The organism is Klebsiella sp. BIGb0149, assembly GCF_004362605.1.
GTDB classification, from domain to species: domain Bacteria; phylum Pseudomonadota; class Gammaproteobacteria; order Enterobacterales; family Enterobacteriaceae; genus Klebsiella; species Klebsiella terrigena.
The window spans coordinates 122,345-148,598 of the sequence record NZ_SNYG01000001.1; the positions used below are offsets into that span (position 1 = coordinate 122,345).

The following is a 26,254-nucleotide window of genomic DNA, read 5'->3' on the forward strand; positions in this document are numbered from 1 at the left end:
ACAACTCTGTTGTAAGGGCATGACAGTCCTGATATAACTGCTGCGCGGTCGCACCACGAAGGATTCTGGTGCGATATAAATTATAAAGAGAGGAAGAGAACAGTGAATAAATCTCAACTGATTGACAAAATTGCTGCGGGTGCGGACATTTCTAAAGCTGCAGCCGGACGTGCGTTAGATGCTTTAATTGCTTCTGTTACTGAATCTCTGCAGGCTGGGGATGACGTTGCGCTGGTAGGTTTTGGTACTTTTGCTGTTAAAGAGCGTGCTGCCCGTACCGGTCGCAACCCGCAAACAGGTAAAGAAATTACTATTGCCGCTGCTAAAGTTCCGGGTTTCCGTGCTGGTAAAGCGCTGAAAGACGCGGTCAACTGATCGGCTTCCCGTCAGGGAATTTGACGAAGTACAAGGGCGCATCGAGAGATGTGCCTTTTTTATTTCTCCAGAAAGCGACTTTATGTGTGTTTGCGGACACTTGTGGGCTGACAATCACCCCATTTTGTTGTCAAAATAGGTCCTCACGCGCGGCGGCCATCACGTGCTATGCTGCGCGAGCTAAAGTCATCTACAGCGGAGCGTTGTTACACCATGATGGACAACCTACGCACGGCCGCCAACAGCGTCGTGCTCAAGATTATTTTCGGTATCATCATTGTCTCGTTCATTTTGACCGGGGTGAGTGGTTACCTGATTGGCGGCAGCAGCAATTATGCCGCGAAAGTTAATGACCAGGAAATTGGTCGCTCACAGTTTGAAAATGCCGTTGCCAGCGAACGTAATCGCATGCAGCAGCAGCTCGGCGACCAGTTCTCTGAACTGGCGGCCAACGAAAACTACATGAAAACCATGCGCCAGCAGGTGCTGAACCGCCTGATCGACGAATCGCTGCTTGACCAGTACGCGCGTGAACTCGGCCTCAGCGTCAGCGATGCCCAGGTGAAGCAGGCCATCTTCCAGACCCAGGCCTTCCAGTCTAACGGTAAATTTGATAACGAACGTTTTGGCGGCATCGTTAATCAGATGGGCATGACCACCGACCAGTACGCTCAGGCATTGCGCAACCAGCTGACGACTCAGCAGCTGATTAACGCCGTTGCCGGTACCGACTTCATGCTGCCGGGCGAATCCGACCAGCTGGCGGCGCTGGTTTCTCAGCAGCGGGTGGTGCGTGAAGCAACGATTGACGTCAACGCGCTGGCGGCGAAGCAGACGGTGACCGACGCGGAAGTTGAGGCCTACTATCAGCAGAACCAGGCGCGCTTCATGGCGCCGGAGCAGTTCCGCGTGAGCTACATCAAAATGGATGCAGCGAGCATGCAGGAGAACGCTTCTGACGCGGAAATTCAGTCCTGGTACGACCAGCATCAGGATCAGTTCACTCAGCCGCAGCGTAACCGCTACAGCGTGATTCAGACGAAGACCGAAGCTGATGCGCAGGCCGTACTGGACGAACTGAAAAAAGGCGCCGATTTCGCGACGCTGGCGAAAGAAAAATCTACCGACATTATCTCTGCCCGCAACGGCGGCGACATGGGCTGGCTGGAAGATGCGGCAACGGTTCCCGAGCTGAAAGAGGCCGGGCTGAAAGAAAAAGGCCAGCTCTCCGGCGTGATCAAATCTTCCGTCGGTTTCCTGGTCGTACGCCTGGTTGACGTTCAGCCTGCGCAGGTGAAACCGCTCGCCGACGTTCGCGCGGATATCGCAGCGAAGGTGAAGCAGGAAAAAGCGCTTGATGCGTACTACGCGCTGCAGCAGAAGGTGAGCGATGCCGCCAGCAACGATAACGAATCTCTGGCCGGCGCAGCACAGGCAGCGGACGTTAAAGTTGTCGAAACGGGCTGGTTCGGACACGACAACCTGCCGGAAGAGCTGAACTTTAAGCCGGTCTCCGACGCTATCTTTAACGGTGGCCTGGTGGGCGAAAACGGCGCACCGGGCAGCAACTCCGATATCATCACCGTTGATGGCGATCGCGCCTTTGTTGTGCGCATTAGCGAGCATAAAGCGCAGGCCGTTAAGCCGCTGGCGGAAGTCAAAGCGCAGGTGACGGATATCGTTAAGCACACCAAAGCTGAGCAGCAGGCTAAGCTCGATGCGGACAAACTGCTGGCTGCCCTGAAAGATGGCAAAGGCGATGACGCGATGAAGGCCGCAGGCTTAAGCTTCGGCGCGGCGCAGACGCTCGCGCGCACCGGTCAGGATCCGCTGAGCCAGGCCGCGTTCGCTCTGCCGCTGCCGCAGGAAGGTAAAGCAAGCTACGGCGTGGGCAGCGATGCGAACGGTAACGTGGTACTGCTGGCTCTGGATGCCGTTAAAGCAGGCGACATGCCGGCTGAGCAGAAACAGGCCATGGTGCAGGGTATTACGCAAAACAATGCCCAGATTGCTTTCGAAGCGCTGATGAGCAGCCTGCGTAAATCAGCGAAAATTAAGCTCGGCGATATCATCGACCAGCAGCAGTAATTTCGCGCATACTCGCAAAAGCAAGTAACGTAATGTAATCCCCAAAGGCCGCTTTCGCGGCCTTTTCCATTTCTGGCATTCGCCTTTTGTCCTCTTTTTCTCCGCTCGCTATCGTGGCTCTGCTGTCTACAAAAAAGGAGAACACAGCATGAAACCAAGAGTGAAAGCGATCGTAGCTGCCGCCGCATTACTTTGCGCTGCGGGAAGCCCTGTGGCGCTGGGAGCGCCTGCCGAGGGCAAGGCGCAGGTGGCGACAGGTAAGTCGTCGGTGTCGACAGGTAGGGAGAGCGTGCGGGCTAAAGCGCCCGACTCAGCCAAAGTGGGGGAGTCGGGGACGACAAAGGTCAGCATCAATAGCGCCAGCGCGCAGGACCTGATGGAGGCGCTGAACGGCGTAGGCCTGAAGAAAGCGCAGGGGATTGTGAGCTATCGCGAAGAGTTTGGGCCGTTTAAGACCATCGACGATCTCAAGCAGGTTCCCGGAATGGGTCATGCGCTGGTAGAGCGAAACCTGGCGCACCTCACCCTGTAATTTTGCGCCAGGGGCTTGCAGCAGCGTAAATCTTTGCCAGACTAAAGAGGTCATACGAGTGGTGTGACCTCTTACCTCATCAACGATAATAAGACAAAGGCACTTGCGCTATGCAGACACAAATTAAAGTTCGCGGCTATCACCTGGACGTTTATCAGCACGTTAATAATGCCCGCTATCTTGAGTTCCTCGAGGAGGCGCGCTGGGATGGCCTGGAAAACAGCGCGGCGTTCCACTGGATGACCGCCCGCAATATCGCCTTCGTGGTGGTGAACATCAATATTAACTATCGCCGTCCGGCGGTCCTTGGAGACGTGTTAACCGTCACCAGCCACCTGCAGCAGCTGAACGGCAAAAGCGGCACCTTAAGCCAGACGGTAACCCTGAATCCCGAAGGGGAAGTAGTCGCCGATGCGATGATTACCTTTGTCTGTATCGATTTGAAAACTCAGAAGGCGCTGCCGCTGGACGGTGAGCTGCGCGAGAAGCTCGAGCAGATGGAGCTGTAGCGGAAAGGGCCGGCGCGCATATTTCCCGCCACGCGCCATCCCTAATATGGACCTGTAACCCCGCTAAGCGAAGCGCGAGCGGGGGAAGCGTCTGGCGATGCTTACTGCAACCCTGTTTTTTGCTTCATCAGCGCCATGACGCCGACCTTATCGGCCTGGTACTGATGCAGGCCGTTGGCGCGCAGGTTACAGGAGGCGCACTGCCCGCAGCCGTCACCCTTAATGCCGTTATAGCAGGTCAGGGTTTCGGTACGGATCAGCTCCAGCTGGCCCCAGTAGTCGGCCAGCGCCCAGGTCTCAGCCTTGTTGAGCCACATCAGCGGCGTTTCAAAGCGGATATCTTTTGCCATGCCCAGATTAACGGCGTGGTTGAGCGCTTTCACGAACTCGTCCCGACAGTCTGGATAGCCGGAGAAGTCGGTCTCGCAAACGCCGGTGATAATCGCTTCGGCTTTAACCTGATAAGCGTAGATCGCCGTCAGGGTTAAAAAGAGGATATTACGCCCGGGAACGAAGGTATTCGGAATCCCGCTGGCGTCCGGTTCGTAGTCCGGAACCGGAATGCTATCGCGGGTCAGGCTGCTCACCGCAAGTTCGTTAAGCAGGGTGACGTCGAGCACCTTATGGGCCACGGCGCCCAGCTTTAGCGCCAGCTCGCGAGCGACGTCGATCTCTGCGCGGTGGCGCTGCCCATAGTCAAAAGTGACGCAGTGCACTTCATCATACTGCTTCAGAGCCTGCACCAGACAGGTCGTTGAATCTTGTCCTCCGCTGAAGACAACTACGGCGCGTTTCATGGTCATTCCTGGCTATTAAAATGAAAGCAGTATGGTAGCGCTTGATGGGCGCGGCGACCAGCTTCATCACGGCGATGAGGCCGGCAGCCAGGCGCTGGCGAAATCAAACCAGCCGCGCGCGTTAAGGCGCAGGCCGTTAACTCCCGGCGGGGCGCTAATGCGATAATTATAATTGAACAGCGGCGTCATGATGGCGTTGTCCATTAACCTGTTGAATACGTTACGCAAAGCATCGTTGCGGCTGCGCTCATCCGGCTGCGTTTGGACCGCATCAAGCGTGGCCTGCAGATGAGCATACTGTGCCCCGGTCAGTAAATTTGGCCACATGGCGTCGCAGCGTAGCCACTGCTCAAGAGTATATTCCGGCGCCTCGCCGATCAGGCGATCGCCCATGATCAAATCTGCCTGCGCCAGTGCCTGGCAGCCGTCCCAGTTTTTGGCATCGTGAAAAATAAGCGTCAGGCAACAGCCGAGCTCGCTTAGCCGCTGCCGTAGCTGTTCGGCCATGGTATGCAGCTCAACCGGCAGATGGTAGAGCAGGGTTAGCCGCTCGGGCAGCGCGACCTGCCGATCTTCAGGCTCCTGCGGAATTGACCATCCGGGAAGCACTTCGTTGCTGGGAGTAATCAGATCTTCGTCCAGCGGCAGCGTTTCCAGCAGCGAAGAGCGATGAATAAGCGCCACCAGCCGCTGGGCCTGAGCTTTGCTTAGGCGAGGGCTTTGGCGCAGCGTCAGGTAGCAAAAGCCCAGGCTAATGCTATTGCTGACCTGACGAAGATGGGCCAGCTCGTCGGCATCGCCAATCGTTATCTGCACCGGATGACGGCAGCTGGTGCCTAAATCCTGCTCGAAAAGCTGCGGGGTTATCCAATATTCGACGGCCTGGATGAGCGGATGATTCAGATGATAACGGGGATGATTCTCCAGCCGCACCAGCTCGGGGCTCAACAGCTTGAGGCGAAACGGGCCGCTGCCGATCGTCGGATCGTCCGGATGCGCGAGGACGCTGCAATAGCTGGCAAGGCGAAACGGCAGCCAGTAGTCCGGACGATGCAGCGTAATAGTCAGACGCTGGGCGTGGGTAACATCAATCCGGCTGATGCTGGCGAAGAGCGTACGCAGCGCCGGTATAGTGAGCAGCATCAGCAGACGCTGGCGTAGCTGAGGCGTCTCTATCGGGTCGCCGTTGTGCCAGAACAGCGTCGAGCGGATGTAAAAATGCCAGCGTAATCCGTCCGCCGAGACCTGCCAGTGGTGGGCCAGGTCCCCCATCGGGCAGGTACTTTGCGCATCAAAACGCAGCAGGCCGGAAAATATCTGCCCGGCGAGGTGCTGCTCCGCCCGGCCGGGTAAAAAGCCGGGCCGCAGCGGTTCGAGCGGGCGATAGTAGGGGATCCGCAGGGTCGGCGTATTGTTCTGCCACTGGCCGCCGAGGAACGGCGACAGCAGCGCTTTAAGATCGACCGGCGCCAGCTGGGCCAGCTCCAGCGCATTTTTCTGCTGTCCGCTATTGAGCGCCAGCTCCATCATCTCATTACGCAGCATCTCAGGCGAAGTGTGAAAAAGAAGAGTGCCGCGCTTGCCGCGACCGGAACTGGCCTGCCAGCTCAGCCAGCCGGCCTCCTGCGCTTGGCGTAACAGCGTGCGGATATGACGTTCGCTGCAAAAACAGCGCTCAGCCAGCTCGCCCACGGTAACCTGCTGCGGAGCGCCGGAAGAAGGCAGCCAGAGGCGCTGGTACTGGTTCAGCCTGTTCAGTAATCTCATATACACTTCATCCTTCAACCTGCCTCTGCGTTGGCCGCGCTTGCTCACCCCAGTCACTTACTGGCGTAAGCTCCTGGGGATTCGCGCCCTTGCCGCCTTGATGCAGGTCGAATGATTTTGTGTATATCCACCTCACCTGACAAGGCTGTCTCTGTGTTGCTTGAGTTGCTTGAGTTGCTTGAGTTGCTTGAGTTGCTTGAGTTGCTTGAGTTGGCCGCGCTTGCTCACCCCAGTCACTTACTGGCGTAAGCTCCCGGGGATTCGCGCACTTGCCGCCTTGATGCAGGTCGAATGATTTTGTGTATACCTACTTTACCTGACAAGACAATCACTGGCGCTTGTAGTGGCTGCATTGCGTCCGTTTGAGGCCAGCTCATGCGCCGCTTATAAACCCGGAACAACAAAAAATATCTATTCACTATTACTTCCGTATATCTCAGGCAATACTGGAACACAAGCAAAACCCACCTCACCTCCGGGAGCAAAACATGGCAAGACTCGCTGCATTTGATATGGACGGTACGCTGTTAATGCCGGACCATCGTCTGGGAGAGCGCACGCTTTCGGCCCTGAAACGTCTGCGCGAGCGCGATATAACCCTGACCTTTGCCACCGGGCGTCATGCTCTGGAAATGCGCCACGTGATCGGCGAGTTCGCGCTCGACGCGTTCCTGATCACCGGCAACGGCACGCGCATCCACTCCCTGGAGGGGGAGGTGCTGCATCAATGCGATCTCGATCCGGGCGTCGCTGAACTCGTCCTGCACGGCGCCTGGGATACGGCGGCCAGCATGCACGTATTTAACGACGGCGGTTGGTTTACCGGGCAGGCGATCCCCGAGCTGCTGCAGGCGCATATCTTTAGCGGCTTCCGCTACCACATCCGTGATTTAAAACGCATGTCGGCGCACGAGGTCACTAAAGTGTGCTTCTGCGGCGATTATCAGGATCTCCAGCGGCTGAAAGTCCAGCTTACTGAAGCCCTGGGCGATCGCGCGCATATATGCTTCTCGGCCATTGAGTGCCTGGAAGTGCTGCCGAACGGCTGTAATAAGGGCGCGGCGCTGGCGGTGCTTAGCCAGCATCTTGGCCTGACGCTGCAGGATTGTATGGCGTTTGGTGACGCGATGAACGACCGCGAGATGCTGGGCAGCGTCGGGCGCGGGGTGATTATGGGCAACGCAATGGCGCAGCTCAAGGCTGAACTGCCGCATTTACCGGTTATCGGAGACTGCCGCAACCAGGCCGTTTCCCACTTTTTAACGCATTGGCTGGATACACCCGATCTTCCTTATTCCCCCGAATAATCAGACCATTCCAGCAAGCCAGGCCGGGCATCGCGATGATGCATTAAGCCTGGCTTTTTTTATTGCGCTGCCACTCTTGCCGCAATTTGCGCCTGCCACGGCGCGATGTCGCCGATATTGGCCGCTACCCACTGCGGATTGTAATAGCTTTCGAGGTAGCGCTCGCCGCTGTCGCAGAGCAGGGTCACAATCGAGCCGGTCCGCCCTTCGGCGCGCATGCGGACGGCAAGCTCCAGCACGCCCCACATATTGGTACCGGTTGAGGCTCCGACCTTACGGCCCAGCAGCGTCTCCAGCCACAGGGCGGTTGCGACGCTGGCGGCATCGGGCACGCGCAGCATTTCATCAACCACATCCGGAATAAATGACGGCTCGACGCGCGGGCGGCCGATACCTTCTATTTTGCTGCCGACCGGACTGCGCAGGCCGGCGTCGCGGCTCTGCCAGTAGTCGAGAAATACCGAGTTTTGCGGGTCAACCACCATCAGCTGAGTATCGTAGCCCTGGCTGCGGATATAGCGGCCGATGGTTGCCGAGGTCCCGCCGGTTCCCGCGCTCATCACGATATACGACGGCTGCGGATGCGGCTCATGGGTCATCTGACGGAAGATGCTGTCGGCAATATTATTGTTTCCTCGCCAGTCGGTCGCCCGCTCGGCAAAGGTAAACTGGTCCATATAGTGGCCGTTCAGTTCGCGAGCCAGGGTTTCGGAGGCGGCGTAGATTTCGCAGGCGCTGTCCACGAAATGGCAGCGACCGCCGTAAAACTCGATCTGCTCGATTTTGCGCTTCGCCGTGCAGGAAGGCATCACGGCAATAAACGGCAGGCCCAGCAGGCGCGCGAAGTAGGCCTCGGACACCGCGGTGGAGCCCGAAGACGACTCGATAATCGTCGTCCCTTCTTTAATCCAGCCGTTGCACAGACCATAAAGGAAGAGCGAGCGCGCCAGGCGATGCTTCAGGCTGCCGGTGGGATGGGTACTTTCATCCTTCAGGTAGATCTGGATCCCTGGGAACCCGGGCAGCGCAAGGCGAATAAGGTGCGTGTCGGCGGAGCGCTGATAGTCGGCGTTGATTTCGCTAATGGCGTGTTTTACCCAGGCGCTGTTCATCTTCATTTCCTGTTTGTCATTTTGTGCCCAGCTTAAAGGAAGTCGAAGGAAAAATTGTTGCTATTTAGCCTTTGAATTACAATAAAAGGAGTAAAATTTTCTCTATTGGTGACCTATGTTAGATAAAATTGACCGCAAGCTGCTTTCTTTACTGCAGAGGGACTGTACCCTCTCTTTGCAGGCGTTGGCTGATGCCGTTAATCTGACCACCACGCCCTGCTGGAAACGGCTGAAGCGGCTGGAAGATGAGGGTATCCTGCGCGAGCGGGTCGCGCTGCTTGATGCCGAAAAGCTCGGTCTTAGCCTGACGGCCTTCGTGCTGATCAAGACCCAGCATCACAGCAGCGACTGGTACTGCCGCTTCGTAAGCGAGGTGACGCAAATGGCGGAAGTTCTCGGCTTCTGGCGCATGGCGGGGGAGTATGATTACCTGCTGCGGGTCCAGGTCGCGGATATGAAGCGCTACGACGATTTTTATAAACGGCTGGTGAACAGCGTTCCGGGACTCTCCGATGTGACTTCGAGTTTTGCCATGGAACAGATAAAATACACCACGGCCTTACCGATTGATTAACGGCGTTTGCCACGACGATTTATACACTCAGGATTTAACTGCTTGCGATTATTTGCTCAACTTAGCTGGTACTTCCGCCGGGAGTGGCGCCGTTATCTCGGCGCTATTGCTCTGCTGGCCATTATCGCCGTCCTACAGCTGATCCCACCTAAGGTGGTGGGGATTGTGGTTGATGGCGTCACCAAAGAACATTACACCGCGGAAAAGGTGTGGATGTGGATTGGCGTGCTGGTACTTATCGCGATAATGGTTTACCTGCTGCGCTACGTCTGGCGCGTGCTGCTGTTTGGCGCCTCTTATCAGCTGGCCGTCGAGCTGCGGGAAGATTTCTATCGCCAGCTGAGCCGCCAGCATCCGGCCTTCTACCTGCGCCATCGCACCGGCGACCTGATCGCCCGCGCCACCAACGACGTTGACCGGGTGGTCTTCGCGGCGGGGGAGGGCGTGCTGACGCTGGTGGACTCGCTGGTGATGGGCTGCGCGGTGCTGATCGTCATGTCAACGCAAATCAGCTGGCAGCTCACGCTGCTGGCGCTGCTGCCGATGCCGGTGATGGCGCTGGTGATTAAGCGCAACGGCGATGCGCTGCACGAGCGTTTTCGCGTGGCGCAGGCGGCGTTCTCAAGCCTCAACGACCGAACCCAGGAAAGCCTGACCAGTATCCGCATGATTAAAGCCTTTGGCCTGGAAGACCGGCAGTCGGCGCAGTTCGCGGCCGATGCGCAGGATACCGGTAAGAAAAACATGCGCGTGGCGCGCATCGACGCGCGCTTTGACCCGACGATTTATATCGCTATCGGCACCGCCAACCTGCTGGCGATCGGCGGCGGGAGCTGGATGGTGCTGCAGGGCAGCATGACTCTGGGCCAGCTCACCAGCTTTGTGATGTATCTGGGGCTGATGATTTGGCCGATGCTGGCGCTGGCGTGGATGTTTAATATCGTTGAGCGCGGCAGCGCGGCCTACAGCCGGATTCGCACGATGCTGGAAGAGGCGCCGGCGGTCAAAGACGGCAGCGAAGCGGCGCCGGAAGGGCGCGGAACGCTTAGCGTCGCCGTGCGCGAATTTATCTATCCTCAGGCCAACAAAGCGTCGCTGGAGAAGGTCAATTTTGTGCTGCAGCCGGGGCAAATGCTCGGCATCTGCGGGCCAACCGGCTCGGGGAAAAGCACGATTCTGGCGCTGATACAGCGCCACTTCGACGTCACCCAGGGAGATATTCGTTTTCACGATATTCCTCTAACCCGGCTACAGCTCGACAGCTGGCGCGGCCGGCTGGCGGTGGTCAATCAGACGCCGTTCCTGTTTTCCGACACCGTGGCAAACAACATCGCGCTCGGCAGGCCCGACGCGACGGCCGAGCAAATTGAGCGGGTGGCGCGCCTTGCCAGCGTTCACGAGGATATTCTGCGCCTGCCTCAGGGCTACGAGACCGAGGTGGGCGAACGCGGCGTGATGCTCTCCGGTGGACAGAAACAGCGCATCTCCATTGCCCGCGCGCTGCTGCTGGAGGCGGAGATCCTGATTCTTGACGATGCCCTGTCGGCGGTAGACGGCCGCACTGAGCACCAGATACTCTATAACCTGCGGCAGTGGGGAGAAGGCCGGACGGTAATCATCAGCGCCCATCGTCTATCGGCGTTGACGGAAGCCAGCGAAATTCTGGTGATGCAGCATGGCCATATTGCCCAGCGCGGCCGCCATGACGTGCTGGCAGCGCAGCCGGGCTGGTATCGCGATATGTACCGCTATCAGCAGCTGGAGGCGGCGCTGGATGATGCCCCTCATGAACTTGAGGAGGCTGCCGATGCGTAGTTTTACCGAACTCTGGCCGACCTTAAAACGCCTGCTGGCCTACGGCTCGCCGTGGCGCAGGCCGCTGCTGATTGCGGTCGGAATGATGTGGGTTGCGGCCGCCGCCGAAGTCAGCGGCCCGCTGCTGATCAGCTACTTTATCGACAATATGGTGGCGAAGAATTCGCTGCCGCTGAAGCTGGTTAGCGGCCTCGCGGTGGCCTATCTTGGCCTGCAGATCCTCGCGGCGACGCTGCACTACAACCAGTCGCTGCTGTTTAACCGCGCCGCCGTCGGCGTCGTTCAGCAGCTGCGTAGCGACGTGATGGATGCCGCGCTGCGCCAGCCGCTGAGCGAATTTGATACGCAGCCGGTCGGGCAGCTTATCTCCCGGGTGACTAACGACACCGAGGTGATCCGCGATCTCTACGTTACCGTGGTGGCGACGGTGCTGCGCAGCGCGGCGCTGATTGGCGCCATGCTGGTGGCGATGTTCAGCCTCGACTGGCGCATGGCGCTGGTGGCGCTGGCGATTTTCCCGGCGGTGCTGATCGTCATGATGATCTATCAGCGCTACAGCACGCCTATCGTCCGGCGGGTGCGCGCCTGGCTGGCAGATATCAACGACGGCTTTAATGAAGTGATTAACGGTATGGGCGTTATCCAGCAGTTCCGCCAGCAGGCGCGGTTCGGCGAGCGGATGCGCGAGGCCAGCTATGCCCACTATTTGGCGCGCATGCAAACGCTGCGTCTCGACGGCTTCCTGCTGCGTCCGCTGCTCAGCCTCTTCTCGACGCTGGTGCTGTGCGGGCTGCTGATGCTCTTTGGCTTCAGCGCCTCGGGAACCATTGAGGTGGGGGTGCTGTACGCCTTTATCAGCTATCTCGGTCGGCTGAACGAGCCGCTGATTGAGCTGACTACGCAGCAGTCGATGCTGCAGCAGGCGGTGGTGGCCGGCGAGCGGGTCTTCGAGCTGATGGATCGGCCGCGGCAGGCGTGGGGGCAGGACGATGCCCCGCTGCGCAGCGGGACGGTATCGATCGAGGATCTCTCTTTCGCCTACCGCGGCGATCGGCTGGTGCTGCAGGATATCAACCTTGAAATTCCGTCCCGCAGCTTTGTGGCGCTGGTTGGCCATACCGGCAGCGGTAAAAGTACGCTTGCCAGCCTGATGATGGGCTACTACCCGCTGAGCAAAGGCGAGATCCGTATTGACGGCCGGCCGCTCTCTTCTTTAAGCCACAGCGCATTACGCCAGGGCGTCGCAATGGTGCAGCAGGATCCGGTGGTGCTGGCCGATACCTTCTACGCCAACGTCACTCTCGGCCGCGATATTAGCGAGGCGCAGGTCTGGGACGCGCTGGAAGCCGTTCAGCTGGCCGAGCTGGCGCGCGGCATGGAGGGCGGGCTTTATACCCAGCTGGGCGAGCAGGGCAACAACCTCTCGGTGGGCCAGAAGCAGCTGCTGGCGCTGGCCAGGGTGCTGGTCGATACGCCGCAGATACTGATCCTCGACGAGGCGACGGCCAATATTGACTCCGGCACCGAGCAGGCGATCCAGCAGGCGCTGGCAAAGGTTCGTCAGAACACCACGCTGATTGTGATTGCCCACCGCCTGTCGACGATAGTCGAAGCGGATACGATTCTGGTGCTTCATCGCGGCCAGGCGGTTGAGCGCGGCAACCATCAGCAGCTGCTGGCGGAAAAAGGGCGCTACTGGCAGATGTACCAGCTACAGCTGGCCGGTGAGGAGCTGGCGGCCAGCTCGCAGGAAGAGTCCCTGATTGCCTGATGCACTATAAGCAGGCAGTGATTCTGCGGCGATATAGCGTGGTGCAAAAATGCAACCTCTCACGCACTAAAATGGTGCGTTTTTAGCCGCTCCCGGGCGCTTTCCCCCGCGTTCCCGGGGCGTTTCTCGCTTTTCTCCATCAAAAGGGCCGCTTAGCGGTCCTTTTTCATTTCTGGCATAGCCTTTGCTTTATTCCCTGTGTGTTAGCTGCTGCCATTACGAATTCTGATCGGAGGGGACTTATGAAGCTGGTTACCGTGGTAATCAAACCGTTTAAACTGGAAGACGTTCGCGAAGCGTTATCTTCCATCGGCATTCAGGGCCTGACGGTCACTGAAGTGAAAGGGTTTGGCCGCCAGAAAGGCCATGCTGAGCTGTACCGTGGCGCCGAATACAGCGTTAACTTTTTGCCGAAGGTAAAAATTGACGTGGCGATTGCCGACGATCAGCTGGATGAGGTCGTCGACGTCATCAGTAAAGCGGCATACACCGGGAAAATTGGCGATGGCAAAATTTTTGTCGCCGAGCTGCAGCGCGTTATTCGCATCCGCACCGGCGAAGCCGACGAAGCGGCACTGTAACGACCAGACCACACAGTGATGGGGATTGAGAAGATGAAAATAGCAACAACAATGAAAACAGGTCTGGGTGCGCTGGCGCTTCTCCCGGGATTGGCCATGGCCGCACCGGCGGTGGCGGATAAAGCCGACAACGCCTTTATGATGATTTGCACCGCGCTGGTGCTGTTTATGACTATTCCGGGCATCGCGCTGTTTTACGGCGGCCTGATTCGCGGCAAAAACGTGCTTTCGATGCTGACTCAGGTGATTGTCACCTTTGCTCTGGTGTGCGTTCTGTGGGTGGTTTACGGCTACACGCTGGCGTTCGGCACCGGCGGCAGCTTCTTCGGCAACTTTGACTGGGTATTATTGAAGAATATTGAGCTGAAAGCGCTGATGGGCTCCTTCTATCAGTACATTCACGTTGCTTTCCAGGGCTCCTTCGCCTGTATCACCGTCGGCCTCATCGTCGGCGCGCTGGCGGAGCGTATTCGCTTCTCCGCGGTGCTGATCTTCGTGGTGGTGTGGATGACGCTCTCCTATGTCCCGATTGCCCATATGGTATGGGGCGGCGGTCTGCTGGCGACGCACGGCGCGCTGGATTTTGCCGGCGGTACCGTCGTGCATATCAACGCCGCGGTTGCCGGGCTGGTGGGTGCCTACATGATGGGCAAACGCGTGGGCTTTGGCAAAGAGGCGTTCAAACCGCATAACCTGCCGATGGTCTTCACCGGCACCGCGATCCTGTACGTTGGCTGGTTTGGCTTCAACGCCGGTTCTGCGAGCGCGGCGAACGAAATTGCGGCCCTGGCATTTGTGAATACCGTCGTGGCGACTGCCGCTGCGATTCTGGCCTGGACCTTCGGCGAATGGGTGACCCGCGGTAAGCCGTCCCTGCTGGGCGCCTGCTCCGGGGCGATCGCCGGTCTGGTCGGCATTACGCCAGCCTGTGGTTACGTCGGCGTGGGTGGTTCACTGATTGTCGGTCTTGCTGCCGGTCTGGCGGGTCTGTGGGGCGTGACCGTCCTGAAGCGCTGGCTGCGCGTTGACGACCCGTGCGATGTGTTCGGCGTACACGGCGTCTGTGGGATTGTCGGCTGTATCCTGACCGGCATCTTTGCCGCGACGTCTCTGGGCGGTGTGGGTTACGCAGAAGGCGTCACCATGGGGCATCAGCTGCTGGTGCAGCTGGAAAGCATCGGCATCACCATCGTCTGGTCCGGCATCGTCGCCTGGATCGGCTATAAAGTTGCTGATATGACCGTCGGTCTGCGCGTACCGGAAGAGCAGGAGCGCGAAGGTCTGGACGTCAACAGCCACGGCGAAAACGCCTACAACGCCTGAATCCTTGTGTTATCTCCAGTAGCAGCAAAGCCTCCCTCGGGAGGCTTTTTTTATGCCGTTACGCCCTATGCATTGCGGTTGCGCATCACGCCTTCCTGCACCGTTGAGGCCACCAGGATGCCGTCCTGGGTATAGAACTCGCCGCGCACGAATCCTCTGGCGCTGGAGGCTGAGGTGCTCTCAACGCTGTACAGCAGCCACTCATTAATGTTGAACGGACGATGGAACCACATCGAGTGATCGATCGTGGCCACCTGCATTCCGGGCTCAAGGAAGCCCACGCCGTGCGGCTGCAGCGCGACCGGCAGGAAGTTAAAGTCCGAGGCGTAGCCCAGCAGGTATTGATGGATGCGGATGTCCTGCGGGACGGCGCCGTTGGCGCGGATCCATACCTGGCGGGTCGGCTCCGCGGCGTGGCCTTTTAGCGGGTTATGGAACTCAACCGGGCGGATCTCCAGCGGCTTATCGCAGAGGAACTTATCTTTGACCTGCGGCGGCAGCAGGTGCGCCAGCTTACGGGCAATATCGGTCTCTGAAGGCAGAGAGTCCGGCGCCGGGGCCGCTGGCATCGTTTTTTGATGCTCGTAGCCCGGCTCCGGGGCCTGGAAAGAGGCGGTCATATAGAAAATCGGCTTGCCGTTTTGAATCGCGGCCACCCGGCGCGCGCTGAAGCTGTTGCCATCGCGCAGGACTTCGACATCATAAATAATCGGCTTCTGGCTATCGCCGGGGCGCAGGAAGTAGCTGTGGAACGAGTGGATCAGACGCTCGGCAGGCACGGTCTCTTTCGCCGCGTACAGCGCCTGGCCGACGACCTGGCCGCCAAAAACCTGACGCAGCCCCAGATCTTCGCTCTGCCCGCGGAACAGCCCTTCTTCAATTTTTTCCAGATTTAACAATGCCAGCAGATTGGTTAGTGCCTGACTCATATTTACCCTCAATCGGTGATAACCGCTTCTCGCGGCGCGTATTGAGGCAAAGTATAACCTGGAATCGCAAGTGGTCCGATGGGTGTAATAATCTGAATAAGGGGTCGTTTGCAGGAAGAGATCTGAGATCTGTGCCACACTTATGCACGATACAAATGTTCATGCCATTCAGTCGGTAGGACATGCTCCTGTGTATATAGGGATGAAAAGGAGAACAACATGAAATTTGCCTATATGTTAAGTGCTTTAGCCGTTGCCACCGCATTGACCGCCTGTGCCAATAATCACAGCGACAGTGCGAAAAATAACGCGGCTGCCGCCGATCCTTACGGCATCGCGTCACTGACGTCCTCGCAGCAACAGCCTAACGTTTCCGGGACTATCTCTATTCGGCAGAAAGTTGCCCTGCCGCCGGATGCGGTACTGACCGTGACCTTGTCTGATGCTTCACTGGCCGACGCGCCGTCGCGCGTGCTGGCGCAGAAAGCCGTACGTACCGAAGGCCAGCAGCCGCCGTATAACTTTGTTCTGCCGTACAACCAGGCGGATATAAAGCCTAACGCGCGTATCCTGCTGAGCTCGGCCATTACGGTCAATGGGCAGCTGATGTTTATCACCGATACGGTCCAGACGGTGGTCAACGGTGGCGGCAGTCGTGCCGATCTGCTGCTGGTACCGGTACAGCAAACCGCGGTACCTGTCGCCGGCGATGGCGCAGCGGCGAACACGCCGGCCGTCGCGCAATAAGACCTCACATGCCCCTGTTCAGGGGCATTTTTTTAATAAATCCATCGATAGTGCTGCAGGTCGATATGCCCGCTGCCGGAGACCTGTACCCCCTCGGCCAGCAGCGCCTGGCGCTGACGCTGCAGGTCCGGCCCGGTCAGGGAAATATCGCCGTGCCGATTCACCACCCGATGCCACGGCAGAGCTGAGCCCTCCGGCAGACGCTTGAGCACGCCGCCAACCTGGCGGGCCGCGCGCGGCGAGCCTGCCAGCAGCGCGACGTCGCCGTAGGTGGCGACATAGCCTTCCGGTATAGAGGCGATAATCTGCCATACCCGCTGAGGAAATGTGTCTTGAGGATCCATGAGGCGCCCTGTTGCCGGGAAAGGTTCAGGATAAGCGCTGGATAACGGGCTGTACAGCCCGCGGCTTAAGCGGAATGCGCGAGGGTAAATTCCAGCGCCAGGCCGAGGGTCTGCATCCCGTGTATGTTGTCATGCGGAGTCAAAGCCATCAGGCTTTCGAGAAACTTAAGCCGCCGCGACTGAGCGTTAATAATCAGCTTTGCGCGCAGGGCAGGGAGCTTCTGCGAGGTGATGGGGTAAACCACGCGCCCGCAGACCGCAATAGGCAGCCTGCGTAACTCGACGCTTTGCAGCACGCCGACGGTGGAGTAGAGCAGCGCAACCGGCGTCACCGCCAGCATCGTGCCGCTGCTGATGGTGATAAAATCCAGCACCAGCTCCGGGCGCAGGTAGTGCAAGCCCTTGAAGGATACGGTCACGCCGTCAATCGCCGGCATCGCCAGAGTTGACGTCAAACGCGGTGATTCACTCATGGATTCCCCATACTGATAAGTTATTGATAAAAAAGAGGGCTTCGGTATCTGATAAAGTATGGATGAGCATGAAGCATCCTGCCGCGACGGCGCTCGCAATCCCTCGTATTGTCCCGGAAGGATTGTTTCGAAAATTAACAGCCCGCACGACGGCGGCTTTTAGCCAGCTTATTGGCGGCTTTGCGCAATAAACCAGCATCCGAGCGACGCCAGCTTGCAATTCAGCGCCGCAGTGGGGATAATGCGCCGGCGCGTTGGTTAACAACGCTCTCAATGGGGGCTCTGTTGGTTCTCCCGCAACGCTACTCTGTTTACCAGGTCAGATCCGGAAGGAAGCAGCCAGAGCAGACGACGTGTGTGCCGGGATGTAGCTGGCAGGGCCCCCACCCAATTCTGCTAGCGTTTTCCCCTCGCACTTCCCCCCGGTACGTTGATATTCATCCTCTTTTCTTCGCTCGATGCGATTAACTTAATGCTGGCGTGACCTGCCTTCACGGCTGATAAAAATGGCCCCTAATCCTGCTAGGCCAAAGCATGCAGACAGATAGGGAATGGGATGCGGACCGGCCAGGTTAATCAACATTCCGCCAAGCAAAGAGCCGAGACCGATCGCTGCGTTGAATACCGAGACATTGATGGAGGTCGCGGCGTCAGCGGCTCCCGGAATCCGGGACGCTTCCCGGAACACCAGCGTTTGCAGCAGAACGGGCAGTGCCCCATATGCGGCTCCCCATGCCGCCAATGTAATAAACAACGCGGCCGTGCTGGCCGCAGCCGAATTCAGACATGCCAGACTCAGCATGAAGAGGGCCGTGACCAGGCCAAGGCTTGTACGCGGGGCGCTGGAGGCAAAGGGACCGATGGCAAAGTTGGTGACCACGCCAGCAGCGCCGTAGATGAGAAGCAGCATGCCGATCTGCGCAGGGCTTTGTCCTGCGATCTGCTCCAGGTAGGGCGAGATGTAGGTATATGCCAGGAAATTGCCGGTCACGACCAGGGCGGTGATAGCGAATACGGCAAGCAGCGGCCCGTTTTTCAGCACGGACGACATTGCACCACGCCTGGCGGCTTTGGAAATGCGAACGGCGGGTACCGACCAGACAATAAGCGTGAAAACTAACAGGCTCAGCGCGGAGAGCGCGGCGAATACTGCGCGCCAGTTATACAGATCGCCCAACATCGTCCCGACAGGAACCCCGAGCACTGCTGCCAGAGAGACGCCGCCAAAAACGATGGCAGTGGCCCTCACTGCATGACGGGCAGAAACCATATGTACCGCCGTGACAACAGCGGTAGACCAAAATACCCCAATCGCGGCTGCGACAAGAATACGCCCCAGAAAGACGACAAAGTAGCCCGGCGCCAGAAAGGTGACCAGGTTGCCGACGCAGCACGCGGCCAGCAAACCGGCCATTAGCGCTTTACGGTTGAATCCAGCCAATATGCTGGTGAGCGGCGCGGCCGTGAGGGCCACCATGAAGGCAAATATCGTCACAAGATAGCCCGCTGCTCCGAGCGATACATGCAAACCCTCAGCCATTGCCGGCAATACGCCGACAGGCATGAGTTCGGTGCTGACAAAGGTAAAGCAGCCCATGCTCAATGCGAGTATGGCGGCAACCGCTCGCGCTTGAGAAATATTGCTACCTCGATGATGAGCGGCGTGGTGCGTCTGCGATGATGAATCGACTTTAGATTCAGTACCATGAGAGTGCATGAATGTTCTCCATTAAAATGAACAATTAAATAGGTCTGGCGTCGCTGCGGCTTTTTTCAGGCATAGCGCTACCTTCCCCGGGCAAATCGACCGCGGGGTTGGATATAACCTGGACGTGATTAGTGGGCGGGAAACGCAACTCCGCTAAACCGGGCGCATCTCTTCATGAAGCGATCCTGAAGCGTAGGCTCGAATGCCGCACGCATAGCTTCTGCCGATGTCTGGTGATAGACGTCGTCGCCCGCTACGCGACGCGCGGGAGAGGCACCGGCAGCGGGCCAGGCCTGAGTACGACAGGCAAGATCGATGTCGTCAGGGGCATTTGCTCCGCCCATCTTCGTTACAACCCAGCCGGGTTCGACGCAGTTAGATAAGACTTCGGACCAGCGACGGGCAGCGGCAAACGCGAGCAGCACAACATGTAGCTTAGGGTCAGAGCAGGCTTGCATTCCGTTCCAGGGGCGTGTCTCCCACGCAAGGTCTGTCAGGGACGGATCGCCATCCAGGTGCAGTCTTGAGCTGATATAGATAAGTCTTTTGGGCACATTGATCAGCGCCGTCAGGATGTAAGGTGCAAGTGAGTTCACAGCAAATACATGGGGCAGACCGTCGACGGTTGCGATGCGCCCTGGCTCCTGAAAGCCCGCTGCCGCGTTATGAATCACGGCGTCGAAGTGCCCCATATCATTACTGCGATATGCCAGAGCCTTCGTTTCCTCAATACTCGAAAGATCGGCATCTGGTACCGACCGGGCTCCCGGGAGCTGTCCAAGGGCATATTCTGCGCGTGCTTTATTACGGGCATGCAGAACGACCTGGTGACCCTGGGCTACGAGCAGTTTCGCCGCCATTTGGCCCAGGCCATCAGACGATCCGGTGATGAAGATTCTTGCCATCTGGTTATCCTGTTTGTGCCGGTCAATCGCCCCGGCATTTAAAGAAAGCGCTTCGTTCATGGAGCAACGTTCTTTCGCGTTGGTGCAATTCTGTCCCGCCGTGCTTTGAAATGCGATAGCATGGGAATCACAATATTTATGTGTCGGAGTCATAAATGAGCGCATTCAGCAAGCAGCTTCTGGAAGGTCTGGACGTCATGGCTGCAATAGTCGACACGCGCAGTTTTGGAAAAGCGGCAGAGATTGTGGATATGTCACAGTCCGGCGTCAGCAGAGCCATCGCGCGCCTTGAGGCCAGATTGGGCATTCGCCTCTTCGAGCGCACGACACGACAGGTACGTCTGACGGATGAAGGACGACGCTTCTATGAGGAAGTCATGCCACTTATCGGCGCTCTGGCAGAAGCGACCAGCAGCGCAGCAGGGGACGCTGAACGTGTCCGCGGAAAATTGCGAGTCAATGTCGATCCCCTGTTCGCAAGATTCATTCTGGCCCCTCGTCTTGGGGCCTTCATGGACCGTTATCCGGAATTAGAAATTGAATTGCGAAGCAAGGATGAGCCAGGTGACCTGGTTGCGGACGGTTTTGATCTTGCTCTGCGCTTTGGCCATCCTCAATCCTCATCGCTGGTAGCCAGAAAGTTATTTGATACCAGAGTGTTGGCTATGGCATCACCGGACTATTTGCAGCGATTCGGCCATCCGACGGATCCCCGCGAGCTGGAGTCTCCACCGCATAAATGTATTTTGTTCAGGGAGCCCGTCACAGGAAAACCGTTTCCATGGGAGTTTCATCAGCGTCGTAAGAAACTACTTGTTGAGCCGCAGGGTATGCTGACAGTCAACGATCCGGGGACTGTATACAGCTCTTGTCTTGCCGGACTGGGTATAGCGCAGCTTTTTGAGCTGGGTATTGAAGATTACGTGGCCGCAAATCAGCTGGTACAGGTTTTCCCCGAGTGGTCAGATCATCGGTTCCCTCTCTACGCATACTACCCTTCGCGCCGATATGTCCCCACTAAAACCCGTGTACTGCTTGACTTCGTTGATCGCCTTGTCGATTAGAAATTATAAACTGCTCTGACCCGAGAATGTCACTATCGGCTGGAATCGGCCCTGCCATTTTTGCGCAGTCCTGCAAGCAGTGGCTGAACCGGTCGCATTGTTACTCCGAGTCTGCAACGCCAGACTTTACTTTTAATACATATGGAATAACATATGTATTAATTTTCCACTGGAGCTGCTTACGGATGCGACCTGTTCAACTTTTCAAGCTACTCGCAGACGAGACGCGCACGACGATTATTCTACTGCTGCGAGAGGCGGGGGAGCTGTGCGTATGCGAGCTTTGCTCGGTCACTCATCAATCTCAACCCAAAGTTTCCCGGCATATAGCCTTGCTGAGAGAGGCCGGATTGGTGCTGGATCGGCGTGAAGGAAAATGGATTTATTATCGACTTTCCCCGCACATGCCTGCCTGGGTGGCTTCCATCATCGAAACTGCCTGGAGTAGTCAACGCGATCACGTGCGGGAGTCTTTAAATAGCGTCAATGCCGCGATCTGCGGCTGATAATAAATACACATTCACTAAAACGAATATGTTTAAGGGGTTTGTCGTGTTATTGGCAGGAGCAATCTTCGTACTCACCATTATCTTTGTGATTTGGCAGCCTCGCGGCCTCAGTATTGGCTGGACGGCTTCTACTGGAGCGGCACTGGCTTTAGTTACGGGGGTTATACAAGTCAACGACATTCCGGCTGTATGGCACATTGTCTGGAATGCTACCGGGGCCTTTATCGCGGTCATCATCATCAGCTTACTGCTTGATGAATCGGGTTTTTTTGAATGGTGTGCTCTGCATGTTGCCCGCTGGGGGAATGGACGCGGACGGATTCTGTTTACCTACATCGTTTTGTTGGGGGCTGCCGTTGCTGCACTTTTCGCTAATGATGGCGCGGCGCTGATTCTTACGCCGATCGTTATTGCTATGCTGCTGGCGCTGGGTTTCAGCAAAGGAACAACGCTGGCTTTTGTTATGGCCGCCGGGTTTATCGCGGATACGGCAAGTTTACCGCTGATCGTCTCTAATCTTGTGAACATTGTTTCCGCTGACTTCTTCCAGCTGGGATTCAGTAATTATGCTTCCGTGATGGTACCGGTGGATCTTGCCGCTATTGCTGCCACGCTTGCCGTGCTTCATCTGTTCTTCCGTAAAGACATTCCCGCCGTTTACGAGCTATCGCGATTGAAAGCACCAGCAGAGGCTATTAAAGATCTGGCGACGTTCAGAACGGGTTGGATCGTGTTATTGCTTCTTTTAGCCGGCTTTTTTGTGCTGGAGCCTGCTGGAATCCCGGTAAGCGCTATTGCCGCAGCAGGGGCGTTAATACTCTTCCTTGTTGCTAAACGCGGGCATTCCATCAACACGGGCAAAGTGTTGCGCGGGGCGCCCTGGCAGATAGTTATTTTCTCTCTTGGAATGTACCTGGTTGTTTATGGTCTGCGTAACGCAGGACTCACCGAATACCTTTCCGCTGTTCTCAATCAGTTTGCGGATCGGGGCATCTGGGCAGCTACGCTGGGAACCGGCTTCTTATCTGCGTTCTTGTCATCGGTCATGAACAACATGCCCACTGTCCTGATTGGCGCTTTATCGATAGATGGAAGTACGGCATCAGGGGTTATCAAGGAAGCGATGATCTATGCCAATGTGATTGGCTGCGATCTGGGGCCGAAAATCACACCAATAGGCAGTCTCGCAACCTTGCTTTGGTTACATGTACTTGATCAGAAAAACATTAAAATAAGTTGGGGGTACTATTTCCGGGTGGGCGTGGTTATGACGCTGCCTGTGTTATTGGTTACCCTTAGCGCGCTGGCTCTGCGCCTGTCGCTTTCCCTGTAAGACAGGAGAAGAACCGTGACTGATATAACCATTTATCACAATCCAGCATGTGGAACATCCCGTAATACGCTGGCTTTGATTCAAAATAGCGGTGTTGAACCAACCGTGATTCTCTATCTGGAAACGCCACCGACCAGGGCGCAACTTAAGGCGCTGATCGGCGCAATGGGGATCGGTGTTCGCGCATTATTGCGGACAAATGTTGAACCATACGACCAGCTTGGTTTAGCTGAAGACCGCTTCAGCGATGAAGAACTGATTGCAGCCATGCTGAGTCATCCGGTTTTGATCAACCGCCCGATCGTCGTTACACCGCTGGGAACGCGTCTGTGTCGCCCGTCAGAGGTGGTGCTCGAGATTCTGCCTGCGCCCCAGCAGGGAGAGTTCATTAAGGAAGACGGGGAAAAAGTCGTTGATAAGGATGGCAAGCGACTGATTTAAGTTTAACCACAGGCTATCCCGCATCATCCTTGTTGTCCGCGCCCCTGGGCGTGAGGTTCTGAGCGGACGGCGTGGGCTGATTTGTATTTTGCGCGGTAGCCCGAAGTCGCCCGCTGGGCAATATGTATCTACGCTCTGCCCGCGTCATGGTCGTCAAATATTAGCAAAAATGCTTCATTATCAAACTCTCGCACGTTTCCCATAGCGCAGGTGAGCCTCTTTTTATCGTCGGCCCATAGCGGGTTAATACCTGTTCAAGCGATACGCCGTTTTCTTGCCAGGTTCCTCCATCGGTAAAGATATTCACCAGCAGGGGCTGAAAGCGATCGAGGGCTTTAGCAAACCGCGCATCTGCGGTTTCTGCCAGCTCAAACTCTTGCCACAAATTATTGAGCTCAGTGCATTGCGGCTGCGGCAATAAACCAAACAGCCGCGTCGCGGCCGCTGACTCCTCCTGATAGAGCTCGCCTGAGTAAGCGTGATGAATGGGATGATCGCCAACGTCTATTTCGACAACGTCATGCAGCAGGAGCATTTTTATCACCCGAGAGGGATTAACCGTGCCGCTGGCGTATTCGCTCAAGATTAAGGCGTACATCGCCAGATGCCAGGAGTGCTCGGCGGAGTTTTCCCTGCGGCTTTTATCAAGCAACGGTGATTGACGTATCACCGTTTTAAGTTTGTCGATTTCTCGCAGAAACGTTAACTGTTGTTCCAACGCCGTCATGGCATTTTCCTTCATTCAGAGAATGTATCGTGAGTATGGGCGCTATTTCTTCTGCCTGGCTCATAGGCGGCTTACGGTGAGCGCGCATGTTAGGGGCTACCGCCGTGGTTCAGGAAGCGGGCGGGTGACCGAGGGGACCCGCCCGCTGGCCGACGGCAGCCCTGAGCGGCCGCCATCGCAGAGGCCTAACGTTTAGCCAATACCGATAAAGAAACCGGCGATAGTGGCGCTCATCAGATTCGACAGGGTCGCTGCGAGCAGAGCCCGCATGCCCAGACGGGCTATTTCCGAGGTGCGATCCGGCGCCACGGCGGAGAATGCGCCCACCACCACGCCGATGGAGCCAAAATTGGCGAATCCACACAGGGCGAACGACACAATGGCGATAGTTTTACTATCCAACAGGCCGGGTGCGTGTAGATAGGGTGAGAAGCTCAGATAGGCAACAAACTCATTCACCACCAGCTTCTGGCCGATCAGGCTGCCTGCCAGCGCAGCGTCACTCCAGTCAACGCCCATCAGCCACGCCAGCGGCGCCAGTACCACGCCCAGAATAGCCTGCAGGCTTGCATGACCATAGCCAAACCAGCCGCCGATGCCGGCCAGAATCCCATTGATCAGCGCGATGATGCCAACGAACGCCATCACCACCGTTGCCAGCCCGGCGGCGATTTTCAGGCCAATGATGGCCCCGGATGCCGCAGCTTCTATAAAGCTGCGCGCGGGGGTTTCATTGAATGAGAGATTATCAAAATCGACCTTCGACTCTTCCGTGGCGGGGCTGAGTAAACGAGCAAACAGAATTCCGCCGGGAATAGCCATCAGCGAGGCGGCCAGCAGGAACTCGATCGGCACGCCGAGCCCCGCGTATCCCACCATCGTTGAGCCGGCAATCGACGCCATGCCGCTGCAGATTGCGGTAAAGAGTTCATTGCGGTTGAGGCGATGAATAAACGGTTTGACGATTGCCGGAATTTCATTCTGCCCAAGGAATATCGTCGTCACCGCGACAAAAGATTCGATCTTACTAATCTTCAGGGCCTTCTGAAATAATCCGCCTAATATACGAATTAAAAACCCCATGACGCCGATGTAATACAGGATACTCACCAGCGCGGTAATAAATATAATGGCTGGCAAGACGCGAAAGGCAAAAACAAAGCCGGCACCGTCAAACACCTTATCCATTTGCGGTCCGGCGAGGGCGCCAAAGATAAAGGCGCTGCCGGCGTCGCTGTAGGATAATACGTGATGAATTCCGTTTGCCGCTTTCTCGGCCAGCCATTTTCCTGGCGGGAGATATAGCATGGCGCCGCCAATAATAATCTGTATTAACAGTGCCGCTCCGGTGGTGCGTAGGCTAATATTTTTTTTATTGACTGATAGCAGAAATGCAATCGCCAGCAGTACCACCATACCAAGAATGCTTCTCAGTATATCCATAATGATCTCTCTTCATGTCATCTTTGGGATGTTTCATAGCGGTATGGGCGACTGCATTCTGCCCATGGTGGTTTAATTAATGATATTTACGCACGCACTCTTCGACCAGGTCCCAGAACCAGGCGGTATCCAGAGTTATGCCAACTTTGGTATTCGGTGCCTGGCCAAGCACGCCCAGCTCGTCGCAGACCGTGCGGCCATAGCATGGCCCGCTGTTGACGTCGATCTCGACGTACATCTCCTGTACCTTGAAGGCGTCGGGGTTGATGAGGTAGGCAACGCAGGTGGCATCGTGCACCGGGCCGCCTTCCAGGCCATAGTTGTCGTGTTGCGTCTTCAGCGTGAAGTTCATCATGTCGCTGAAGAGCTTACCGGCCGGACCGCCGGCATTCTCCATGCGCGCGATAATATCCGGGGTACAAACCGTTTGGTGGGTCAAATCGAGCCCCATCATCACCAGCGGAACGCCAGAGGTAAAGACCACGCGAGCGGCCTCGGGGTCGGCGAAAATATTAAACTCGGCAGAAGGGGTGAAGTTCCCGGTACCATAGGCGCCGCCCATCAGCACGATTTCGCGTATTTTTGGAATAATCGCCGGCTGCATCCGCATCGCGACCGCGATATTAGTTAAAGGCCCCACCGGGACCAGAGTAATATCTCCTGCGCTATCCATTAACGTATCAATAATAAAGTTAACCGCGTGCTTTTTTTCGGCCTCGCGAGTGAGCGGGCCGAATACCGGGCCGTCCAGTCCGGTTTCGCCATGAATGTTATCGGCGACAATTTGTTTACGCATAATCGGCTGCGGCATCCCGGCGTGTACCGGAACGTCAATATTCAGGGTTTGACAAACGTTCAGGCCGTTAATCAAGGTTTTATCGAGCGTTTGATTTCCTGAAACGATGCTGATACCCAGTAATTCAATTGCCGGATGTTTTGCGGCGAGCATGATTGCTATTGCGTCATCGTGACCCGGGTCGCAGTCCAGAATTATTTTACGCGCTGTCATTTTTATTCCTCATCTTTTATTTTTGGCTCACCTGGATATTATTTATGAAGAAATAAGCAGGTGAAGTAGGG

Annotated in this window: 26 protein-coding genes and 1 other RNA gene; 16 read left to right on the forward strand and 11 right to left on the reverse strand. The window is 56.8% G+C overall.

Going from position 1 to position 26,254, the window contains the following annotated elements:
- Positions 1 to 102 precede the first annotated feature (102 nt).
- The 4 genes from hupB (at position 103) to EDF75_RS00615 (ending at position 3,504) form a co-directional block, all read left to right on the forward strand.
- Positions 103 to 375 (forward strand): nucleoid-associated protein HU-beta, encoded by a 273-nt coding sequence (hupB, locus tag EDF75_RS00600; RefSeq protein ID WP_002444653.1) that lies wholly within the window; start codon positions 103 to 105, stop codon positions 373 to 375.
- Between the two features lie 213 nt (positions 376 to 588).
- On the forward strand, positions 589 to 2,463 hold the full coding sequence (ppiD, locus tag EDF75_RS00605) for a peptidylprolyl isomerase (RefSeq protein ID WP_133596412.1): 1,875 nt from the start codon (positions 589 to 591) through the stop codon (positions 2,461 to 2,463).
- Positions 2,464 to 2,611: 148 nt separating this feature from the next.
- Positions 2,612 to 2,995 (forward strand): ComEA family DNA-binding protein, encoded by a 384-nt coding sequence (locus tag EDF75_RS00610; protein ID WP_133596414.1) that lies wholly within the window; start codon positions 2,612 to 2,614, stop codon positions 2,993 to 2,995.
- 110 nt (positions 2,996 to 3,105) lie between these two features.
- Complete coding sequence (locus EDF75_RS00615; RefSeq protein ID WP_041144323.1) at positions 3,106 to 3,504, forward strand: YbgC/FadM family acyl-CoA thioesterase; 399 nt, start codon at positions 3,106 to 3,108, stop codon at positions 3,502 to 3,504.
- Positions 3,505 to 3,605: 101 nt separating this feature from the next.
- On the opposite strand, the gene queC is transcribed toward EDF75_RS00615, so the two are convergent.
- Together queC and EDF75_RS00625 are read right to left on the reverse strand one after the other, a co-directional pair.
- Positions 3,606 to 4,301 (reverse strand): 7-cyano-7-deazaguanine synthase QueC, encoded by a 696-nt coding sequence (gene queC, locus EDF75_RS00620; RefSeq protein WP_133596416.1) that lies wholly within the window; start codon positions 4,299 to 4,301, stop codon positions 3,606 to 3,608.
- Positions 4,302 to 4,367: 66 nt separating this feature from the next.
- Complete coding sequence (locus EDF75_RS00625; RefSeq protein WP_133596418.1) at positions 4,368 to 6,068, reverse strand: SgrR family transcriptional regulator; 1,701 nt, start codon at positions 6,066 to 6,068, stop codon at positions 4,368 to 4,370.
- Positions 6,069 to 6,556: 488 nt separating this feature from the next.
- Here EDF75_RS00625 and cof point away from each other — a divergent pair, with 488 nt between their 5' ends.
- Positions 6,557 to 7,375 (forward strand): HMP-PP phosphatase, encoded by an 819-nt coding sequence (cof, locus tag EDF75_RS00630; protein ID WP_133596420.1) that lies wholly within the window; start codon positions 6,557 to 6,559, stop codon positions 7,373 to 7,375.
- Positions 7,376 to 7,434: 59 nt separating this feature from the next.
- On the opposite strand, the gene EDF75_RS00635 is transcribed toward cof, so the two are convergent.
- Complete coding sequence (locus EDF75_RS00635; RefSeq protein ID WP_133596422.1) at positions 7,435 to 8,487, reverse strand: PLP-dependent cysteine synthase family protein; 1,053 nt, start codon at positions 8,485 to 8,487, stop codon at positions 7,435 to 7,437.
- 115 nt (positions 8,488 to 8,602) lie between these two features.
- On the opposite strand from EDF75_RS00635, the gene EDF75_RS00640 reads away from it, so the two are divergent.
- The 5 genes from EDF75_RS00640 to amtB all read left to right on the forward strand — a co-directional run bounded on the left by EDF75_RS00640 (position 8,603) and on the right by amtB (position 14,551).
- Positions 8,603 to 9,061 (forward strand): Lrp/AsnC family transcriptional regulator, encoded by a 459-nt coding sequence (locus EDF75_RS00640; RefSeq protein ID WP_133596424.1) that lies wholly within the window; start codon positions 8,603 to 8,605, stop codon positions 9,059 to 9,061.
- Between the two features lie 42 nt (positions 9,062 to 9,103).
- Entirely contained in the window at positions 9,104 to 10,876 is a 1,773-nt protein-coding gene (locus EDF75_RS00645; RefSeq protein ID WP_133596426.1) for a SmdA family multidrug ABC transporter permease/ATP-binding protein, read from the forward strand.
- The gene (locus EDF75_RS00650; RefSeq protein WP_133596427.1) at positions 10,869 to 12,647 is read left to right on the forward strand and encodes a SmdB family multidrug efflux ABC transporter permease/ATP-binding protein; all 1,779 of its coding nucleotides are present in this window, start codon (positions 10,869 to 10,871) and stop codon (positions 12,645 to 12,647) included. The genes EDF75_RS00645 and EDF75_RS00650 overlap by 8 nt, the downstream gene beginning before the upstream one ends.
- Before the next feature lie 242 nt (positions 12,648 to 12,889).
- Positions 12,890 to 13,228 (forward strand): P-II family nitrogen regulator, encoded by a 339-nt coding sequence (glnK, locus tag EDF75_RS00655; RefSeq protein ID WP_004858743.1) that lies wholly within the window; start codon positions 12,890 to 12,892, stop codon positions 13,226 to 13,228.
- Positions 13,229 to 13,261: 33 nt separating this feature from the next.
- Complete coding sequence (amtB, locus tag EDF75_RS00660; RefSeq protein WP_166646108.1) at positions 13,262 to 14,551, forward strand: ammonium transporter AmtB; 1,290 nt, start codon at positions 13,262 to 13,264, stop codon at positions 14,549 to 14,551.
- 65 nt (positions 14,552 to 14,616) lie between these two features.
- On the opposite strand, the gene tesB is transcribed toward amtB, so the two are convergent.
- Positions 14,617 to 15,480 (reverse strand): acyl-CoA thioesterase II, encoded by an 864-nt coding sequence (gene tesB, locus EDF75_RS00665; RefSeq protein ID WP_133596431.1) that lies wholly within the window; start codon positions 15,478 to 15,480, stop codon positions 14,617 to 14,619.
- A gap of 219 nt (positions 15,481 to 15,699) precedes the next feature.
- On the opposite strand from tesB, the gene EDF75_RS00670 reads away from it, so the two are divergent.
- Positions 15,700 to 16,227, forward strand: a complete 528-nt coding sequence (locus EDF75_RS00670) for a YbaY family lipoprotein (protein WP_041144333.1) — start codon at positions 15,700 to 15,702, stop codon at positions 16,225 to 16,227.
- A 32-nt stretch (positions 16,228 to 16,259) separates the two neighbouring features.
- Here EDF75_RS00670 and EDF75_RS00675 read toward each other — a convergent pair whose 3' ends face one another.
- Both EDF75_RS00675 and EDF75_RS00680 read right to left on the reverse strand, forming a co-directional pair.
- Entirely contained in the window at positions 16,260 to 16,571 is a 312-nt protein-coding gene (locus tag EDF75_RS00675) for an MGMT family protein (RefSeq protein ID WP_041144334.1), read from the reverse strand.
- Positions 16,572 to 16,636: 65 nt separating this feature from the next.
- Entirely contained in the window at positions 16,637 to 17,044 is a 408-nt protein-coding gene (locus tag EDF75_RS00680; protein WP_045854230.1) for a hypothetical protein, read from the reverse strand.
- A gap of 283 nt (positions 17,045 to 17,327) precedes the next feature.
- On the opposite strand from EDF75_RS00680, the gene ffs reads away from it, so the two are divergent.
- Positions 17,328 to 17,424: signal recognition particle sRNA small type (gene ffs / locus EDF75_RS00685), an RNA gene on the forward strand.
- Positions 17,425 to 17,513: 89 nt separating this feature from the next.
- Here the strand turns inward: ffs and EDF75_RS00690 are convergent.
- Both EDF75_RS00690 and EDF75_RS00695 read right to left on the reverse strand, forming a co-directional pair.
- Positions 17,514 to 18,761 (reverse strand): MFS transporter, encoded by a 1,248-nt coding sequence (locus tag EDF75_RS00690; RefSeq protein WP_241722147.1) that lies wholly within the window; start codon positions 18,759 to 18,761, stop codon positions 17,514 to 17,516.
- Positions 18,762 to 18,880: 119 nt separating this feature from the next.
- Entirely contained in the window at positions 18,881 to 19,717 is an 837-nt protein-coding gene (locus tag EDF75_RS00695) for an SDR family NAD(P)-dependent oxidoreductase (RefSeq protein WP_243733494.1), read from the reverse strand.
- Positions 19,718 to 19,812: 95 nt separating this feature from the next.
- Here EDF75_RS00695 and EDF75_RS00700 point away from each other — a divergent pair, with 95 nt between their 5' ends.
- From EDF75_RS00700 to arsC, 4 genes are all read left to right on the forward strand, one after another.
- Entirely contained in the window at positions 19,813 to 20,721 is a 909-nt protein-coding gene (locus EDF75_RS00700) for a LysR family transcriptional regulator (RefSeq protein WP_095094437.1), read from the forward strand.
- A 185-nt stretch (positions 20,722 to 20,906) separates the two neighbouring features.
- Positions 20,907 to 21,227 carry a metalloregulator ArsR/SmtB family transcription factor gene (locus EDF75_RS00705; protein ID WP_133596433.1) on the forward strand — a complete coding sequence of 107 codons (321 nt, stop codon included), beginning with the start codon at positions 20,907 to 20,909 and terminating at the stop codon, positions 21,225 to 21,227.
- A 46-nt stretch (positions 21,228 to 21,273) separates the two neighbouring features.
- Positions 21,274 to 22,563: an arsenic transporter gene (locus tag EDF75_RS00710; protein ID WP_133596435.1), complete on the forward strand. Its 1,290-nt coding sequence runs from the start codon at positions 21,274 to 21,276 to the stop codon at positions 22,561 to 22,563.
- 15 nt (positions 22,564 to 22,578) lie between these two features.
- Positions 22,579 to 23,004: a glutaredoxin-dependent arsenate reductase gene (gene arsC / locus EDF75_RS00715; protein ID WP_095094441.1), complete on the forward strand. Its 426-nt coding sequence runs from the start codon at positions 22,579 to 22,581 to the stop codon at positions 23,002 to 23,004.
- Positions 23,005 to 23,164: 160 nt separating this feature from the next.
- Here the strand turns inward: arsC and EDF75_RS00720 are convergent, their stop codons facing one another.
- The 3 genes from EDF75_RS00720 to rihB all read right to left on the reverse strand — a co-directional run bounded on the left by EDF75_RS00720 (position 23,165) and on the right by rihB (position 26,183).
- Positions 23,165 to 23,731 carry an HD domain-containing protein gene (locus tag EDF75_RS00720; RefSeq protein ID WP_133596437.1) on the reverse strand — a complete coding sequence of 189 codons (567 nt, stop codon included), beginning with the start codon at positions 23,729 to 23,731 and terminating at the stop codon, positions 23,165 to 23,167.
- A gap of 192 nt (positions 23,732 to 23,923) precedes the next feature.
- On the reverse strand, positions 23,924 to 25,174 hold the full coding sequence (locus tag EDF75_RS00725) for a NupC/NupG family nucleoside CNT transporter (protein WP_133596438.1): 1,251 nt from the start codon (positions 25,172 to 25,174) through the stop codon (positions 23,924 to 23,926).
- Between the two features lie 76 nt (positions 25,175 to 25,250).
- On the reverse strand, positions 25,251 to 26,183 hold the full coding sequence (gene rihB / locus EDF75_RS00730) for a ribosylpyrimidine nucleosidase (protein ID WP_133596439.1): 933 nt from the start codon (positions 26,181 to 26,183) through the stop codon (positions 25,251 to 25,253).
- Positions 26,184 to 26,254: the final 71 nt, after the last annotated feature.

What these genes read in the sequence shown, in the direction of transcription:
- EDF75_RS00725 (WP_133596438.1), bottom strand. Translation starts at nt 25,174, where the DNA reads ATGGATATACTGAGAAGCATTCTTGGTATGGTGGTACTGCTGGCGATT.
- EDF75_RS00695 (WP_243733494.1), bottom strand. Translation starts at nt 19,717, where the DNA reads ATGAACGAAGCGCTTTCTTTAAATGCCGGGGCGATTGACCGGCACAAA.
- EDF75_RS00670 (WP_041144333.1), top strand. Translation starts at nt 15,700, where the DNA reads ATGAAATTTGCCTATATGTTAAGTGCTTTAGCCGTTGCCACCGCATTG.
- EDF75_RS00625 (WP_133596418.1), bottom strand. Translation starts at nt 6,068, where the DNA reads ATGAGATTACTGAACAGGCTGAACCAGTACCAGCGCCTCTGGCTGCCT.
- EDF75_RS00720 (WP_133596437.1), bottom strand. Translation starts at nt 23,731, where the DNA reads ATGACGGCGTTGGAACAACAGTTAACGTTTCTGCGAGAAATCGACAAA.
- tesB (WP_133596431.1), bottom strand. Translation starts at nt 15,480, where the DNA reads ATGAGTCAGGCACTAACCAATCTGCTGGCATTGTTAAATCTGGAAAAA.
- EDF75_RS00680 (WP_045854230.1), bottom strand. Translation starts at nt 17,044, where the DNA reads ATGAGTGAATCACCGCGTTTGACGTCAACTCTGGCGATGCCGGCGATT.
- queC (WP_133596416.1), bottom strand. Translation starts at nt 4,301, where the DNA reads ATGAAACGCGCCGTAGTTGTCTTCAGCGGAGGACAAGATTCAACGACC.
- EDF75_RS00690 (WP_241722147.1), bottom strand. Translation starts at nt 18,761, where the DNA reads ATGCACTCTCATGGTACTGAATCTAAAGTCGATTCATCATCGCAGACG.
- EDF75_RS00705 (WP_133596433.1), top strand. Translation starts at nt 20,907, where the DNA reads ATGCGACCTGTTCAACTTTTCAAGCTACTCGCAGACGAGACGCGCACG.
- glnK (WP_004858743.1), top strand. Translation starts at nt 12,890, where the DNA reads ATGAAGCTGGTTACCGTGGTAATCAAACCGTTTAAACTGGAAGACGTT.
- EDF75_RS00610 (WP_133596414.1), top strand. Translation starts at nt 2,612, where the DNA reads ATGAAACCAAGAGTGAAAGCGATCGTAGCTGCCGCCGCATTACTTTGC.
- ppiD (WP_133596412.1), top strand. Translation starts at nt 589, where the DNA reads ATGATGGACAACCTACGCACGGCCGCCAACAGCGTCGTGCTCAAGATT.
- EDF75_RS00700 (WP_095094437.1), top strand. Translation starts at nt 19,813, where the DNA reads ATGAGCGCATTCAGCAAGCAGCTTCTGGAAGGTCTGGACGTCATGGCT.
- amtB (WP_166646108.1), top strand. Translation starts at nt 13,262, where the DNA reads ATGAAAATAGCAACAACAATGAAAACAGGTCTGGGTGCGCTGGCGCTT.
- EDF75_RS00675 (WP_041144334.1), bottom strand. Translation starts at nt 16,571, where the DNA reads ATGGATCCTCAAGACACATTTCCTCAGCGGGTATGGCAGATTATCGCC.
- rihB (WP_133596439.1), bottom strand. Translation starts at nt 26,183, where the DNA reads ATGACAGCGCGTAAAATAATTCTGGACTGCGACCCGGGTCACGATGAC.
- EDF75_RS00640 (WP_133596424.1), top strand. Translation starts at nt 8,603, where the DNA reads ATGTTAGATAAAATTGACCGCAAGCTGCTTTCTTTACTGCAGAGGGAC.
- cof (WP_133596420.1), top strand. Translation starts at nt 6,557, where the DNA reads ATGGCAAGACTCGCTGCATTTGATATGGACGGTACGCTGTTAATGCCG.
- EDF75_RS00635 (WP_133596422.1), bottom strand. Translation starts at nt 8,487, where the DNA reads ATGAACAGCGCCTGGGTAAAACACGCCATTAGCGAAATCAACGCCGAC.
- EDF75_RS00615 (WP_041144323.1), top strand. Translation starts at nt 3,106, where the DNA reads ATGCAGACACAAATTAAAGTTCGCGGCTATCACCTGGACGTTTATCAG.
- EDF75_RS00650 (WP_133596427.1), top strand. Translation starts at nt 10,869, where the DNA reads ATGCGTAGTTTTACCGAACTCTGGCCGACCTTAAAACGCCTGCTGGCC.